The organism is Microvirga massiliensis (assembly GCF_001006805.1).
Classification (GTDB): domain Bacteria; phylum Pseudomonadota; class Alphaproteobacteria; order Rhizobiales; family Beijerinckiaceae; genus Microvirga; species Microvirga massiliensis.
The window spans coordinates 83606-98897 of the sequence record NZ_LN811364.1 but is presented as its reverse complement, the minus strand read 5'-3'; the positions used below and the strand labels follow the sequence as shown (position 1 = coordinate 98897).

General features: G+C 62.1%; 9 protein-coding genes and 1 pseudogene. 4 read left to right on the top strand and 6 right to left on the bottom strand.

The features are described from left to right. A pseudogene (locus BN1233_RS34085) lies at positions 1-501 on the top strand (DDE-type integrase/transposase/recombinase); the annotation flags it as partial. Positions 502-914: 413 nt separating this feature from the next. On the opposite strand, the gene BN1233_RS45320 reads toward BN1233_RS34085, so the two are convergent. The 5 genes from BN1233_RS45320 to BN1233_RS34065 all read right to left on the bottom strand — a co-directional run bounded on the left by BN1233_RS45320 (position 915) and on the right by BN1233_RS34065 (position 10596). Beyond that, a complete protein-coding gene (locus tag BN1233_RS45320) occupies positions 915-1661 on the bottom strand; it encodes a neutral zinc metallopeptidase (RefSeq protein ID WP_187144442.1) in 747 nt (248 codons plus the stop codon). Between the two features lie 190 nt (positions 1662-1851). Continuing rightward, positions 1852-2682: a hypothetical protein gene (locus BN1233_RS34075; RefSeq protein WP_048710700.1), complete on the bottom strand. Its 831-nt coding sequence runs from the start codon at positions 2680-2682 to the stop codon at positions 1852-1854. A 31-nt stretch (positions 2683-2713) separates the two neighbouring features. Next, on the bottom strand, positions 2714-2911 hold the full coding sequence (locus BN1233_RS47725) for a hypothetical protein (protein WP_147707711.1): 198 nt from the start codon (positions 2909-2911) through the stop codon (positions 2714-2716). Between the two features lie 1202 nt (positions 2912-4113). After that, positions 4114-7398, bottom strand: coding sequence for an autotransporter domain-containing protein (locus BN1233_RS34070; protein WP_187144441.1), 3285 nt, complete (start codon positions 7396-7398; stop codon positions 4114-4116). Positions 7399-8331: 933 nt separating this feature from the next. Next, the gene (locus BN1233_RS34065; protein ID WP_046868087.1) at positions 8332-10596 is read right to left on the bottom strand and encodes a caspase family protein; all 2265 of its coding nucleotides are present in this window, start codon (positions 10594-10596) and stop codon (positions 8332-8334) included. A gap of 120 nt (positions 10597-10716) precedes the next feature. On the opposite strand from BN1233_RS34065, the gene BN1233_RS34060 reads away from it, so the two are divergent. Together BN1233_RS34060 and BN1233_RS34055 are read left to right on the top strand one after the other, a co-directional pair. After that, positions 10717-12429 (top strand): serine/threonine-protein kinase, encoded by a 1713-nt coding sequence (locus tag BN1233_RS34060; protein WP_046868086.1) that lies wholly within the window; start codon positions 10717-10719, stop codon positions 12427-12429. A 211-nt stretch (positions 12430-12640) separates the two neighbouring features. After that, on the top strand, positions 12641-13192 hold the full coding sequence (locus BN1233_RS34055) for an OmpA family protein (protein ID WP_048710702.1): 552 nt from the start codon (positions 12641-12643) through the stop codon (positions 13190-13192). 418 nt (positions 13193-13610) lie between these two features. Here BN1233_RS34055 and BN1233_RS34050 read toward each other — a convergent pair whose 3' ends face one another. After that, complete coding sequence (locus BN1233_RS34050; RefSeq protein WP_046868085.1) at positions 13611-13874, bottom strand: hypothetical protein; 264 nt, start codon at positions 13872-13874, stop codon at positions 13611-13613. Positions 13875-14419: 545 nt separating this feature from the next. Between BN1233_RS34050 and BN1233_RS48790 the strand changes: the two genes are divergently transcribed. Then, positions 14420-15004, top strand: coding sequence for a hypothetical protein (locus BN1233_RS48790; RefSeq protein WP_063776781.1), 585 nt, complete (start codon positions 14420-14422; stop codon positions 15002-15004). Positions 15005-15292: the final 288 nt, after the last annotated feature.

Below are 15292 nucleotides of genomic sequence, written 5' to 3'. Positions count from 1 at the left end.
ACCCCTGGAATCCAATCGCCGCCCGATCAAACGGCATTGTTCAGGGCCGACTACTTATACCGGGCCCTCGACAAACACGGCACGCTGGTCGACTTCCTGCTCACCGCCACGCGCGATCTCGAGGCGGCCAAGCGCTTCTTCCGCGAGGCGCTACAAGACCAGCCGCTGCTCTCCCCTGACCGGATCGGGACGGACGCGGCTGGGCCCTATCCGCCCGCCATCGCGGCGACCCGGAAGGCCGGCCTTCTCGCACGAGCGCCGCTCCACTACGTCACCAAGCACCTGCAGCAGGGCATCGAGAGCGACCACTTCCGGCTGAAGAAGAACATGGCCAGGACCGGCGGCTTCCGGTCGTTCAGCACGGCGCGGCGCACCATCCAGGGCTTCGGGGCCATGCTATGGCTGCGCAAGGGCTTCGGCTTTGCGGGCGCCTGAACGGTGCGCGAGCAGAACCGGCTGCTCGCGCTCTGCTTCGGACTTCCAGAGGTTAACAAAGCCTGAAAACCGGGGTCGGATCACCTCCTCGTGCGACCCACGTCAGAGTTTGCGACAGGCCCGCTTCAAGGCGGTGATGGGAGAAACACCAATTCTACTCCGCTTCACCACCACACCGCGACAGCCGGCTCTGAACTTAGGCTCGAGCATGACGATCTTTGCAGAGGAGGCGAAAGCAGAGGAGATTGAGTGAAGTTAGCGTAGGCCAAGACCACGTGGAGCTAAACCCGAGCTGCTGCATCTCCGAGGCAAGCCGTGCGGACTCATCACCACTTGCAGCCGCACCGATCAACAGCAGACGTCCGCTCTGGGTAGGATACTGCGGAGCTCACGTAGGAGCACACGGCCTCCGCCTTGCCCCAGACTGGCGCTGTCGGGCGCGATCAGCATCGGCCTCCTCCCATGCACCGGGGTCGATTTTACGGGGCTTTGCGGAATGTATCGCAGCTCTTGATCGAGCCACTCTCAACCCCCGTTTTGAACCAGCGCACCCGCTGTTCAGGGGAGCCAACGGCCAGATTGCCTCGATGTGGTAGATCTGGTGCCGAAGACGGGTTCGGGCTGAGAGCCTTCATGGCCCCTAGGCCATGCTCAAGAGCGGCATGCGGCAGGGTCTTCAAATTCGGAAGTGCCTCTGAGGCCCACACCCCTGCCAGACAATCGGCCATGAGCTCGACCCGGAGAGACAGTGCACTGCGCTCTGCTGCCTGAAGTTCCTGTTGGCGCTCCTGAACCCTGGGCAGGATCCCCAACTGGTTCTCGACATGAAGGCCGGCTGACCGGGCAACGACGTACATCAGAGCAAATTCACGCCAGACGTGTTCTAACGGATTAAACATTGACGGACTGATATAGATCGTCCGGTCGTGAGAGCAGTACAACGGCCCTGCAGCGGCTTGAACGAGCCCGCAGGACGAGCGTGTTGCTTCGGAGAACAGGACCAGTTTGGGTGGCTCATATTGACGATTTGCCTGAGCGGGTAAAACCCGGTGCCAAACATCTTCTGTGCTGCCGAGGAACCGAGCGGCAAGGTTGCCGAATTCGTCCTGCGGCGGGGGCGAGGGCGTTTGCGGAGGCTCAGGGCTCGGATAGGTTTGAGCAGCGGCACATGTTGAGAGGAGTGTCGCAGTAAGCAGTATCCCGATGAGCGACCAGAGCTGCCTCATGGCCGGAGTCCCTTGCGCCTGGGCAGGATAACCCACCTTCAGGTTGCAGTAGAGTGAGCGCCGACACACGGGCCTCCTCGGCACTCGGGCGGAACCACAATGGCCCCGCTTGGGGAGGCTGTCATCCTGGCCTGGTGCCCGCCCGCGCGGAGAAGGTCCTAGCCGACATTGCCTGGCCGGCACCGGAGGATTACGACCGGGTCTGAGAAAACCAGCGGCGGTTCCGCCAGCTCGTCTCGAACCAGGTGGCGAGATCGGCATCCCAAATGCCGCGCAGCTCGTCCGGCGACAGCTCCCATGGTGTCTTGGGCATCAGCTTCTCCGACGCCTGGACCATCCGCTCGACGTGCTTCGGGGGAAGCCGCGGGTTCTGGGGATCGATTGGCTGATCGTCCATGGCCTCGAGGAGCTTCTTCATCCGCAGCGGGCGTGGCTCGCGCCGCTGCCGGATGGGATCCTTCTTGGGCCGCTCCTTGAGGCGCACGATGTCGCTGACGAAGCGCGCATAGGCGACTGGATTCTGCTGGCGCAGCGCCACGAGGACCTCCTCGCCATGGGCGGCTACATCGCGGGCGACGATCTCGAGCACGGTCTGGCCCAGCCGGTCGCGAGCGTTGAGGAGATTGCCCTTCAAGCTGCGGGGGCGAGGCTTTGGACATGGCCTGGAATCCATTCTCGCGGCCGCTGAGGCCGGTTCGTGAGCTGAAGGGTAGTCAGTGGCCCCGAGCCGCTGGCGGGCGCCAGTGACTCTCCTAGAGGTCGCCTGTGCTGATCCCGTGCCGCGCGGTCGGGATCGGCGGTCGGGACCTGATGCATCGGATGGTCGGGGCGAGCCGTGCAGCATTGCTTGGGCTTGGACCGGCGTGATCCTGTGGGCGCGGTTGAAGAGGTCGGCATCGACCGGGAATGGCGGCCAGACGTAGCCGACCACGCCGCGCTCGACGAGCACCGTGATGCGGTCGACCGGGTGCGTGACAGCCGCGCATCTCGGTAATTTCTTCAGGATGTCGGGAACATCCACGGGTAGCTCCTTTTGCGGGTTGATCATCGTCTCAGACGCTCTGGTGCTCCGACGGGTGTGATCGGGTCATCCCGGAGCGCCGATACGCGTCAGCGGCCTCCGCAACGCCGTCGGGCAGGAGCCAGTCGTCGACCGGAAAGCGGCCGGGCGGTAGGCGAACCTTGGTGACGTGGTCGATGCGGGGCGGCAGGCCTTCGCGGTCCCAGTAGATCCAGGAGTGTGTCCGCACGATGTAGCCGCGCCCCCGTAGCAGATAAGGCCAGATGAGCGTGCCTCGGTTCCGAGGTGCGCGCTACGCTGAGCGACGGTATTGATCTCAGTGTGCGTTGAAGGACCTCCTGCCTTGAGCCGCACTCCAGGTGAAGCACTCGGTCGTCTCAGATACGCGAACGCCAATAGAGTATCTTCTATAGACGTATGCGTATCTGAGAGCTGGGGTGGCGAGCTCACCCGGATGCGGGCTGCTGACTTCAACGAGCACGCCGGGACCGTTGGCGTGCGCCAGAGCAAGTCCGGCAAGGCGCGCGATATCGTTCTCACCGACCAAGCTCGTGCCCTCTTCCGTGACTGAACCGAAGGGCTTGCGCCGAGTGCTCTCATCTTCACCCACGAGGATGGCAGACCTTGGAAGGCCTCTGAACAGGCAAGGTCCATGCTCGCCGCCTCTAGGGGGCTGCGATTGAGCCGGCAGCCACGCTCCACATTCTGCGCCACACACATGCCTCGACACTCGCATTATGAAGTGTTCCGATGAGCGTCATCGCGGCTCAACTTGGTCATGCAGCCACACGCGTGACTGAGCGGCACTACGCGCACCTCACCCCTGATTTATGTGGCTTAGACGATCAGAGCCAATTTTCCGGAACTCGGTTGAGGATCCGGCTAGCCGGACGAATTGGCAGACTGAATTGTTGACGAAAAGCCAACTTCAGCGCGGTGGCTGGCGGAGCCGATCGGGATTGCGCAGCCAACCATTGCACACCTCTCGTGCAGCGGTTTGTAGCATAGTGATCAGTGCAGACATCTGGTGTTTTAGAGACCCAGGTAGCAGGTCGCGGGACAGAGACGGCCCGCCAATGCCGCCACGCAGCATATAGAAGACACGTTCAGGAGTTCCCGCATGGGCCAGAAGCGCGGACGTCCATGCCCAGATGGAAACGGCAGAAGAGGCTCGATGCGAGCCCATTCGGCGTCAGTCAGATCTGCTTCGTAACGCAACCCAGCGGCGGCTAAAGTGCCGCCGAGTGGCTGAGATCCACATCGCAGTTCCAGAAGGCTGCGACAACCCGTCGGAATCACGTCAGCCCCAGCTACTCAAACCCTTTCGGACGGACTGTGAGTGGGATCGTCAACTGCTGAGAAACTTCGGGTGAGCGTGGGCTGGGTCAAGCGCTTCCACTGTCTGAAAGAGCGCTCGCCAAGCCCCTGCTCTTACCACTGGTAGCGCAGGCCTGCCTTCACGCCCCCGCCGACCAGGTCGTCGCCCAGACGCAACTCGGCTCTGACAAATCCCGAGACGCCGCTGCGGAGATTGAACGCATTTACCGAGGGCGAGAGCTCAACATAAGTCTTTGCCGAGTCGTTCGCGAGGGGCAGCGCGATAGGACCGCTGGTGAAGGTAGCGGCCGCGTCATCGCTGAAATTGTGCCATAGGTTCACGAGCAGGCTCGGCTCGATGCGAAGGTCCCCCGTCGTGAAGACGGTGCCCACCCGCGCGCCGACCCTGCCGAGGAAGGCATCCGCGTCATCGAGGCCGACCGCAATTCCCCCGATCGGGAAGGCGCGGTCGAAGTCGGTGTGAACGTAGTCGGCGCCAATCACGGGCTCAACGTAGAAGGCGTCCGTGACCTGGAACTTGTAGCCCGTGCTGAACACCACACCGTAGTTGCGGGCGTCGATCGACTGACGTGCGACCAGGGGCTCGAAATCCACGTTCAGGAAGTCGGCCTTCAGCATCAGGTCGACGAAGAGCGGACCGCGGAGATAGGACCCATACACACCGATTGTGGGACCATCGATGTCAGCCGAGGTCGGGGAGTTCTTGAAATCGACCGTGGATCCGAGATACCCAGCCAAGGCTCCGACGATGAAGCCGTCGTCCGGTGAAGTCAGACCGCTGTAGACGCCATCGAGGCCGACCTGGAAGCCAAAGGTGCTCTGGCGGAAGTCCGTGCCGAAACTGAAGGCGCGCCCCCCGAACGTTCCGTTGACATTGCCGTCCTGCTCCAGCACATCCCCGAAAGCGCGAGCCCACACGGCCGGCCGGAGAGACGGCGTCATCGGGGGCGCGGGCGGTGCTGTATGCACGACACCCTTGTCCTTGGACACCAGAGCCGTGAATGCGGCATCCGGCACGGACGATGACAGGCCGGCGAAGATCGGCACGCCCGCTCGGCTGCGCTCGAGCTGCGCGCGTAGATCTGTGATGCGCTCCTGATAAGTGGCGGTGGAGGCCTGGAATACATTCTGGACGGCCGTACCGATTGCAGGCAGCTGGGCCGCCGCCGCCGTCGGGGAGGTCGTGAGAAAGAACGTCTGGCCGACCTGGGTGACGTCGAAAGTAAAGAAACCCGAGCCCAACGGGGCACCAACGAAGGTGCCCGGAGGGGCCGTGCCCGTGACCGTTACCACAGGGACTGGGGTAGTGATGAACGCTGTCTGGCCGGGTGTCACAGGATTGGCACTGACCGCAGTCACCCCGTTCGCGTTGCCGGTGATGGCCAGGATATCGGCGGACGGAGTCGGGCCGGCGGTGTTGACGTCAACAGCGAGCTTACTGCTGCCCAGGCCCGTGTAGTTGCCGCCCAGCGTGAGCGTATCTCCCGTGATCCCGTTGACCAGGGAAATGGTGCCGGCGTTGTTGAACTGACCCAGATTAACGAAAGAAACGGAGGTGGGGCCGCTGGCCGGGGCAACGGTTGGGGCAAGTGAGAGCAGGCCGAAATTGTTGAAGATGTCAGATGGGCCTGCGAACGAGCTGGCGCCTCTAGCCTCGAAGGTGCCACTGTTGTTGATCACGTTGCCAGGCGTCGACAGGTTCACGAAGCCGCGAATGATGCCGCCGGGCTGATTGTCGATGGTCGCAGGCACGATGCCCGAGGTCGTGATTGCCAAATCGTTCTGGGATGTGATGAGGCCCGAGTTGGTGATCGTCAGGCTTCCCAGGCCGGGCAGGACGGGCAGACCGGGGCCCGGCGGCAGCACTGCGGCGTCAATGGCTGCGGTTGCACCGAAGATTCTGCCCGTGTTGGTAATGGAGATCTGGCTCAGCGCAGAGCGGGCGATGACAGCCGCCGTGTTAGCATCGGAACCGAAGATATCGCCCGTGTTGGCGATAGTGATCTGGCCGAGCGGAGACGTAGCGATAATCGATGCCGCATCGGCAATGATCGCACCGTTATTGGTAATCGTGACGGCGTCGCCTAAAGAACCGTCGGCCGCGATGCCATTTCCGACAACGTCGATTGTGCCGTTGTTGGTCACCGTTATGGCGCCGCCCTCAAATGTCTGAACGTCGATGCCGTCGCCGCCAGCGGTGGTCGTAGGATTGGTGATCGTACCGTTGTTGGTGACCGTTATGGCGCCGGCATCTGTGGAAGCTGTGATGCCATTTCCCTCGGCGGTGATTGTCCCGTTGTTGGTCACATTTACGGTGCCGGACCCATTAGACGCCGCGATGCCTGTAGCCGTCCCTTCGGAGACGGGGCCGGTGGCGGTGATGGTGCCATCATTGGTCACATTTACGGCGCCGGACCTACTAAACGCCGCGATGCCGTCGTTCGCTGCAGTGATTGCGCCATTATTCGTGATTGTGATGTTATCGGCGCCAAACGCTTCGATTCCGTCAAATCCGGCATTGATCGCGCCCTGATTGGTGATGCCAATACTACCCCCTGTCAACGCATTTGCGACGATGCCGTCGGTTGCGCGGATAGAGCCGCGGTTGTCAATGCTGATCGCGCCGCCCCCGACTACGCGCGCAAACACGCCTTCGCCTTCAGTGCCGGTGATGTTTCCGACAGTGGTCACGCTGATCGTGCGACCCGTGAGCGACTCCGCTTCGATGATGACTGGAGGTTCGAGCGACTCCGCTATGATGCCGGTTGTACCTATCACGCTGGAGGCCGGCGAGACGACAATATTGCCGCCGTGTGATACAGCTTCGATGCCGACACCTGAGCCACCTTGCACCGGGCCCGTATTCGTCACGGTCACATTGCCGGTTCCGGCATTCGTGGCAGAAATGCCACCCACTGCACCCGTCACTGCCCCCGAACGGTCCACGAGCACGTTGCCAACGGCTCCAGCGTTTGTGGCTTGGGTCAGGATACCGAAACCACCAGCATTGGAGATGGACGCTCCTGTTCCGGTGACCGTGACGATATTGACGCCAGGTATGCCGACCCCATCGGCGGTAGCCTCGATTCCATTGCCGTTGGTGCCGGTGACCGTCCCCGAGCCGCCAACCGTCACTGCTCCCGTGCCGATGCTGCGATTGAATGCCCAAATGCCGGCTCCAAGCGAAAAAGAATTGGATTGCCGACTGCTCACAGCACCATTAGCAGTGACGAACACCGGAGCATTGCTCGAAGACGCGTCCTGAAATGCTTCGATACCAATAGCACTGTCACCGGCACCGGTTGTGAACACATCGATCTGGCCGTCTGTGTTAACCGATACGGGACCACCGTTCGAACTTACTCCAATGCCCACCATATGCGCCCCCGGGGGACTGGTGGCCGTGACGGTCGTGGCAGCGTCCCCGAAAAATGATGCAATGTTCCCATCCACTGATCTGACACTTACCGCGGGGAGTAGCTCGCCGGAAAAGTCCACTCTGACTGACCTCAGTTCTAGAAAGAGGTCCCCCTCTGCAGGAATAGTCGGTTCGGTAGGTGTGTTAACGCCAGTTGCTAGAAACACCCCGTTGGGTTCGGGATCATTGCTACATACAACGAGCGTGGACGGTTCGCCCGGGGGAGGAGCAATGGCTCCAAGCGTGCAGGCTGCAAGAGCAGGACTTGCGGGCGCCGCCAGGAAGAGTGCCAGCACACCACTCCCTAAAGTCGTCCCCTCAAGAAGACGGCGCCTCGCCAATTGCTTCATCGAGCACGCCGCGGCCTGCGCGTTGTCAGAAATCTTTCCGATATCCATTTGATAGAACTCCCCCTTGCTGCGGCTAATACCAAGTCTCGCCAAGCAGAACCCATGGTCCCGGCCATCCTTCGAGTGCCAACGTCGAGCTCATAGGTTCTGGCTAGCGGGAATTGGTATCAGTCATCGCGCAGCAACATATCCGGCAGTGACGTTACGTTAACTCCCCGATGACGCAAGGGCAGCCATTGCACAATAGTTAAGTCTGCTACGGCAGCTCAGATCTGTGATGTTAAGAAAGCGCTCGATCTCGAAAGCCTAAGCTTTCCAATGGGTTGTGTTCTATGCAAGACTGGCCAGGGTGTGCTCGCCGCAGCCGCCGCCTGGCGCTACCGACTTCAGTTGGCGACAAAGAACAAGGTCCTGTTGCACCCGCGCAACATGCTCGAACGCCCCCGAATCAGGGCAGGAAGTCACACCTCGGGTCCGAGTAGTGCCAGTCAGAGGCGCGAAGACCCCACATGGCGAGAGCCAAACGCGGTGAGGATCGGCCATTTACATGCGGTTCATCAGCCGCGCGGCCCCAATTTCTGCCGGCCCAAAGGTCCTGCTCGGCGCCGGAGCCGCCGGCGAGGGCTGCGGTGCGCGTACCACGGACTTCTCGCGCTGCTTCGCGGCAGAAGGCTTGTCGTAGGTCGGCAACTTTACCAGCGGGGACGGGCGGACCTCTTTGCTGGCCTTGTCACGCGGTTGCATCGTCCCACCGTCCGGGCGACCAGCGCGCCGACCAGGCGGCTGCAGACTGCGTGTAGGCGACTTGAGCTTTAACTCTGGGGGACAAGCGCGCCCCTCGTGCAAGCGGAGGAGGTCGAGGATCGTGCTGTCAGGCAGATCGCGATCGAGCGATACGGTGCGCGTCACGGGGGCAGGCGGCGGAGTCAATCCGGTGCTGCGGAAGAAGTTCTGCAGCGCGGTTTTCGATTTCTCGCCCCATATCGGTTCGAACTCGCCGGAATAGCACCCGAGGGCGCGCAGTCGTTCCTGCACCTCACGTGTCACTCCGAGGGCTGCCGCCAGACCGGCCGGGTTATCCGGCGTCGCGTCGTCGGGCCGCCGCGCCACAACGAGGCTCCCGTCATCCGTCGATGCTGGCGGATTGGTGGCCCGGTCCTCCGTCTCGGGACGGTCGAAGCTGTTGGGGGAGATAGGCGCGCCGGCTTCCAGCTTGTCCTGCGATACGACAGGCGCCTCCATGGCGGGTTCAGGGCCCAGGGAAGCTGTAGTCTCCCATGCAGCCGGCGATAGCTGATTGTTGCTGGGGGAAACCGGCCTAGGCTGCAGCATCGTGGCGAGCACTGGGCCCTCGGGCGGTAGTTTTACCTCCGGCGTCAGCAGAGCAGCTTTGACCTGCGATGCGATTTGGTTAAGCCCCTCGTTCCGGTCAGCCAAGCAGCCCACGCAGCTGAGCGGCTCGGCAGAAGCCTCCCGCTCGGCCTTTTGCCGCGCGGCCATCTCGGCGGCCTTGCGTTCGTCCTCGAGCCGGGCCAGCTCGCGCGCCTTCTGGTCAGCCTTCTGGCGTTCGGCCGCCTCGGCCACCAGACGCGCCTCCTCCTGCCGTTTGCGCTCCTGTTCGCGGGCGAGGCGCTCCTGCTCGGCCTTCAGCTGTTCCGCGATCTCGGCGACCCGGCGGGCTTCAAGCTGCTGGCGCTCCTGCTCGGCCTTGCGCGCCTCCTCCTGCCGTGCCGCCTCCCGCTCGGCCTTTTGCCGCGCGGCCATCTCGGCGGCCTTGCGTTCGTCCTCGAGCCGGGCCAGCTCGCGCGCCTTCTGGTCAGCCTTCTGGCGTTCGGCCGCCTCGGCCACCAGACGCGCCTCCTCCTGCCGTTTGCGCTCCTGTTCGCGGGCGAGGCGCTCCTGCTCGGCGATTTTCTGCGTGAGTTCCATAAAGTCGAGGCGAGCCCTGGCTGCATCCACCAGCTGACTCTTGGGAAAGCGGCTCATGAACCCGAGCAGTTCGCTACGGTCGGAGCTGTTGCGGATGCGTGCCCAGGCCTTCTCGTCCGTCTCGCCCGGATTAAGGTAGAACTCGCGGAAGTGCGACAGCGACAGCTCCGGGGTTTGCCGCCCCTGAGTTTGCGCGTTCACCCGCGCCGCCACTCGACGAAACAGCTCCCCGACCTCTACGCCCGGCTCTTCAATTTCTTGCAGGAGCGCGCCCGTGAAGGGGCTATTGCGCCCCACGCCGTCCATGGCCACGTCATTCGCCTGCGTCGCATAAGCGACGATCATGCCCCGGCCCCCAACCTTGGCCAGACCTTGAGAGCGAAAGCCGTCGCTCCCCTTGAGACGCGCCGCAAGCGGGTTGTCGCGGCAGGCGTCGAGGATGAGAATTTGCACGCCTCGGGCGCGGTTGAGCGCAACGACGACATCGTCGAGCTTCGTGGTCTCGTAATAAACGCTGACGTCGTCCTTCAGCTCCGCGTCCACCGGAACGAGAAAATTCTGCCCCTGGTATTGCAGGCCATGGCCGGCATAGAACACCAGCGCCGCATCTGCCTCTTGCACACTCCGGGCAAACTGGGCGAGGGCTTTTGCCATGCCGCGCTGGTCGAGATCGAGACCATCCACAACCTCGAAGCCGAGGCGCCTGAGGACAGCCGCCATGTCTTGCGCATCATTGCGCGGGTTGGGGAGAGCAGGGGCGTGCTTGTAGCTGGTGTTTCCGATGACCAGCGCGATGCGCTTCTCGGGAGATGCTGCAAAGCCCAAGCTTGCCGTCAACGCGACGACGCAGCCAAGAATTAGGCCAAGCAGCGCGTGCATTTAGCCCCTCGAATTAGGTCATTCTACTCCGGATTGCGTGACAAGCAAATCTGGGCGGGTTTGAATCGCAGAGCCGTTCAAAGTCGGACACTCGAACGGTTCGGTTGCTGGAGGTAGCGCATGCCGTCCATCGAACCCCCTGCGCAAGGGTCCATGCAGCGGATTCCCGCGGGAACACGCCTCAACGGCATCTACGAAGTCGAGCGGCTGGTAGCCGTCGGCGGCATGGGCGAGGTTTACCGCGCTACGGCCATCCAGACCGGCGACCCGGTCGCGATCAAGACGGTTCGTCCGGACCTTGCCGAGAACGAGACCGCGCTGGCCCTGTTCCGCAAGGAGGCCGCGGCGCTCCACAACCTTCAGCATGAGGCCATCGTCCGCTATTACGTGTTCACGATCGACCCAGATCTAGGCTGTCCCTACCTGGCCATGGAGTTCGTGGACGGACAGACGCTCTCGGACTGCCTGCGTCTGAGACCGCTTAATTTCGAGGCCGTCCAGGTGCTGCAGCAGCGCATCGCAGCTGGACTTCACGCGGCCCACGAGCTCGGAATCATCCATCGCGACGTGTCCCCTGACAATATCATCTTGCCCGGCGGCAACGTCGCCCGGGCAAAGATCATCGATTTCGGCATAGCCCGCACGACGCTCGTCGGCGAGACTACCGTGATCGGCTCAGGTTTTGCCGGCAAGTATAATTACGTCTCACCCGAGCAGCTCGGCCTGTTCGGCGGCGAGGTCACGCCGAAATCGGACATCTACAGTTTCGGGCTTGTCCTGGCAGGGGCAATCTCCAGCCGTCCGCTGGCGATGGGCGGTAGCCAAGCCGAGATCCTGGACAAGCGCCGCCGGCTGCCAGACCTGAGCACCATCGACGAACGCATGCGCCCGCTACTCGAGCGCATGCTTCAGCCGCGCCCGGCCGACCGTCCGGCAAGCATGACGGAGGTCGCCACCTGGCGTCCAGCAGCTCCTGCTGCGGCGGCAAGACCCGCGCCCATCATCCTAGGCGCGGCAACGGGAGCTGTCGCGCTTACGGTTGTGGCGATCCTGGTCGGTTCGCTGTTGGCCGACCGCGTACCCGAGCCGCCGAACCCGAGCGGTCAGAGCCCGCCTAATCTCAGCCCGCCCGGCAACACGAGCCCGGAGCCACTTGACCCGACGGTTCATCCGGTTCCGCCCGCGCCTCCGCCTCCATCGCCTGACCCGCCCAACCGGGCCGAAACGGTCAGGCACTACATCGATCAGTACAACGGCGGTGACTGCTTTCTGCTGAGGCCCATGCTTGTCAGCAGCGATACCGCGTCAATCGAAGCCTTTGGGACGTCTCGCGTTCCGTTCGAAGTCTTCAATGCTGACTTTCGGCAGAGGTGGGGATTTGAGGCGCAGATCAGCCTTCGTCTGGTCACCAATACGCAATGCCCAGCTGTCGAGTTTCTGAAGCGGGTTGATAACTTTAAAGAGCCGGCGCCGCGGCTCCAGATTGTCTCATACAACCTGCGCGGGTCCCAACCGCTCATCGGTAGGGTCGAGGGCCTAGGTGACCGCCATGTGGCGCTGTTGCTAGTCTCTGATGACGGCTATGTCGACGTCCTGCCGCCTGAAGCCACGAAGCGCAGTGGTGCAATCCTCACCTTCACTCAAGGGCTGCGGAAGGGCAGACACACCAGTAAAGCGATCTTGATTGCCATCGCCAGTTCGCAGCCGCTTGCGGCCGTTGCGGCGAGAAAATCCGTCCCCACCGGCGACCTGTTCACGAAGCTATTCGACGAGGTGACGCGGACCCGCCAAACCCTCGGTATTGATGCTGCATACTTCATCTTCGAGGGCTGACGCGGCGGCCCAGTCCTCGTTGTCTTGCCGGGCATGCTCCTCAAGCTTGACGTCAGTGCGCCACTCTACGCTGCTCCTGTCAAGCTCCTTACGCGACCTCTTTCCCAACACGCACAAATTCCAGGATGGACTCTGAGAAAAAGAGAGTTTGACGCGCGATATCTATGATAGACTGGCTACCCTGAGAAACACTAAGTTCGGCGCAAGCACGATGTCACGCACGATCTTGGGGGCGTGCACTGCTCTTGTTGTGCTCATTTGGGCATTGCCCGGCAGTGTTTTCGCCCAGCCAGCTTATACAGCCGATCAAGTTATTGGGGTCTTCGCGCCTCTGATTGAGCCTCGGACCCGAGGTATTGGGGCGGTCCCAGACCGAGGGGTTTGCGTTGGCACCGAGCCTGAGTGTCCATCCAAGCCCTTCGATCTTATCGTCCAGTTCGAATACGACTCGGCTGTCCTCTCGGAGCAAGCCAAGCGCAATCTTGATGAGTTCGCACAAGCGCTCAAGAGTTCCCAGCTTGTTCAGGCCACATTCTCAATTGATGGCCATACTGATGCGACGGGAAGCGAAACCTACAACATGGGTCTCTCGCTACGGCGAGCTGAGTCAGTCGTGCGATACCTGCAAACCCATGGGATTGAATCCCGCCGGCTGGCCGCCAAGGGGTTTGGTGAGTCGAAGCCGCTTCCAGGGAGGGATCCGTTCGAGGCAGCCAATCGGCGAGTAGAGGCCCGGCTTCTGCTGACTGATAGGCGCTCTTGATTTTGTGCTGCGGACTGGCCGTCCGTGAAGAACTCCGAGGGCCTAGAGGAGCCACGGCAATCGGCACTCGGCAAGGACTCGTTTCTGCAGGAATGCAGGGGATAGTGCCGCCCTTTCTGGCGTTTTGCTGCACGCCAAGGCCCGGCACGGCCATCTTTTTCACAGCCACACTCTGGCACCCTTGCTGGCCGAGTTGGAGCGGTTCACCCGCGTCGCGCCGCAGCGCATCCATGTCGACAAGGGCTATCGCGGCTACACCCATCCGCACCGTTTCCGGTCTGGATCGCGCTCTCGGCGTGACTTAAGTGATCAGCCGCGAGAGGGCGCCGCCGCGAGAAGATCGGCCGCGCCCTCTCGCGGCTCTTCCCGAACTTGGCCTTGAAAGATAAACCGATGAGACACCGCATTCGGTAGCGCGTCAGCGCATGCGCTCCAGCATGCGGGTCGCCTCGACCTCGACCCAGGTATATGTCCGAAGTTGCCTGACTCGGATCTCGGGGCGGGCCGAGTATGCCGCCGAATGGAGCCCCTGGCGAGACGAGACGGCCGGCTGAGCAATGGGAGCGGTTCCCTTGGTCCCGCTCTCACTGAATGAATGCGCCGAAGCGGGAAGCGAAGCGACCACGAGGGCGAAAAGGACTGCAGCTACGGACACGGCCACGGTTGTATTGGGACAGTTCATAGGGGTGATTTTCCTCCACAATATAAGTTGAGGTGTACATCGCGGGCACCACTCGCAATACCCTGCAAGTTGCCCTTGAAGGAGCGGAGAGAATACGATTGAATTGGGATGTCCACAATGTGCGGTGGCGCTCAGCTCGCCACGGAGTGCTGCAGGAACGTAAGCTGTTCCATGGCTCACGGAAAGCCGGCACGGCCGCCCCCACGGTGACTTCCGTGTAAGTTACCAGTCCATATTCCATTTGCCGCCGAGTGGTGCACTCGGCTTGCCACCCTCAGTCGAATGACCCACGATGGTGCCGTGCGGCACTGATCGACATGTTTTTCTGGCCGCTCCTGATATGTTGAAGTAGAGGTCGAGCGGGTTGGTCCGGCGATGACCCAGCTTATCGCCACCTCCCGCGAGGCGCGTTCCACGCTCTTTGCAAGACCTTTGCGTTTCGGCCTTGTGCCCAGGCTGCGTTTGTAAGCTCAAGCCTGAGACATGAATCTCAACCGATTCCTCTGCGTTGACCTGAGCAAGTCCTGCTAACAGGAGCGGATCAGATGTCGGTGCGCAGAGGTCTCTGGCAGCCGGGACAGAGTGGAAACCCGAAGGGCCGTCCCTCGATCAAGGGCGAGGTCGAGACGCTCGCGCGCACTTACACGGTGGAGGCGCTTGAGACCCTTGCCGACCTCATGCGGAACAGCTCGTCTGACAATATCCGTGCTGCTGTTGCGAATGCGCTTCTGAACCGCGGGTGGGGCCTGCCGCGGCAGGCCATCGGCGGCTCTCTTGCCGTGCATCCCGCTGAGATAAAGGCCGTCGAGGAGATGTCGCTCGCGGAGCTCAACGAGGAGATCGCAGGCTCAGGGTGCAGTTCCGACTCGAACACATCGACGAGCCTCAAGACGATTGCTGATCGAGATCACATTTCTCGCCTTCTACCATCGGACCCGTCGAGTAACGGAAGCAACTCCGCCGGATCAAGCGCATTTAACGAGCGCGGCCTCCTCGTCCCTGGGCTCAACGCCCACCAGCCGAATGGTGCACGCATACCGATCCGTGGGGTCAACCGGAGGCGCCAGCGGGAAGCCCTCCGTCCTCTCAGATGGTCAAACGCCAATAGAGTATCTTCTATAGACGTTTGAGCATCTGAGAGCCGGCATGGTGAAGTCGCCCGAAAGCGGGCTGCTGACTTCAATGAGCACACTGGAACCCCCAGGGGCGATCGCCCCCACCTGCCGAACCGCTCGCGGCCTCCTCTGCGGCTCCAGACGCAAACTCGCTCACCAACAGGTTTAGAGCATCGGACTGGAAATTAGACTCCTGGGCTTCTGGGCGGGCCGGAGCTGTGATTCCCTTGCTTGAACGGGAGGTGGATCATGGTTCACAGCTATTCCCTCGATCTTCGCGTGCGGGTTGCGGGCTTTGTCGAG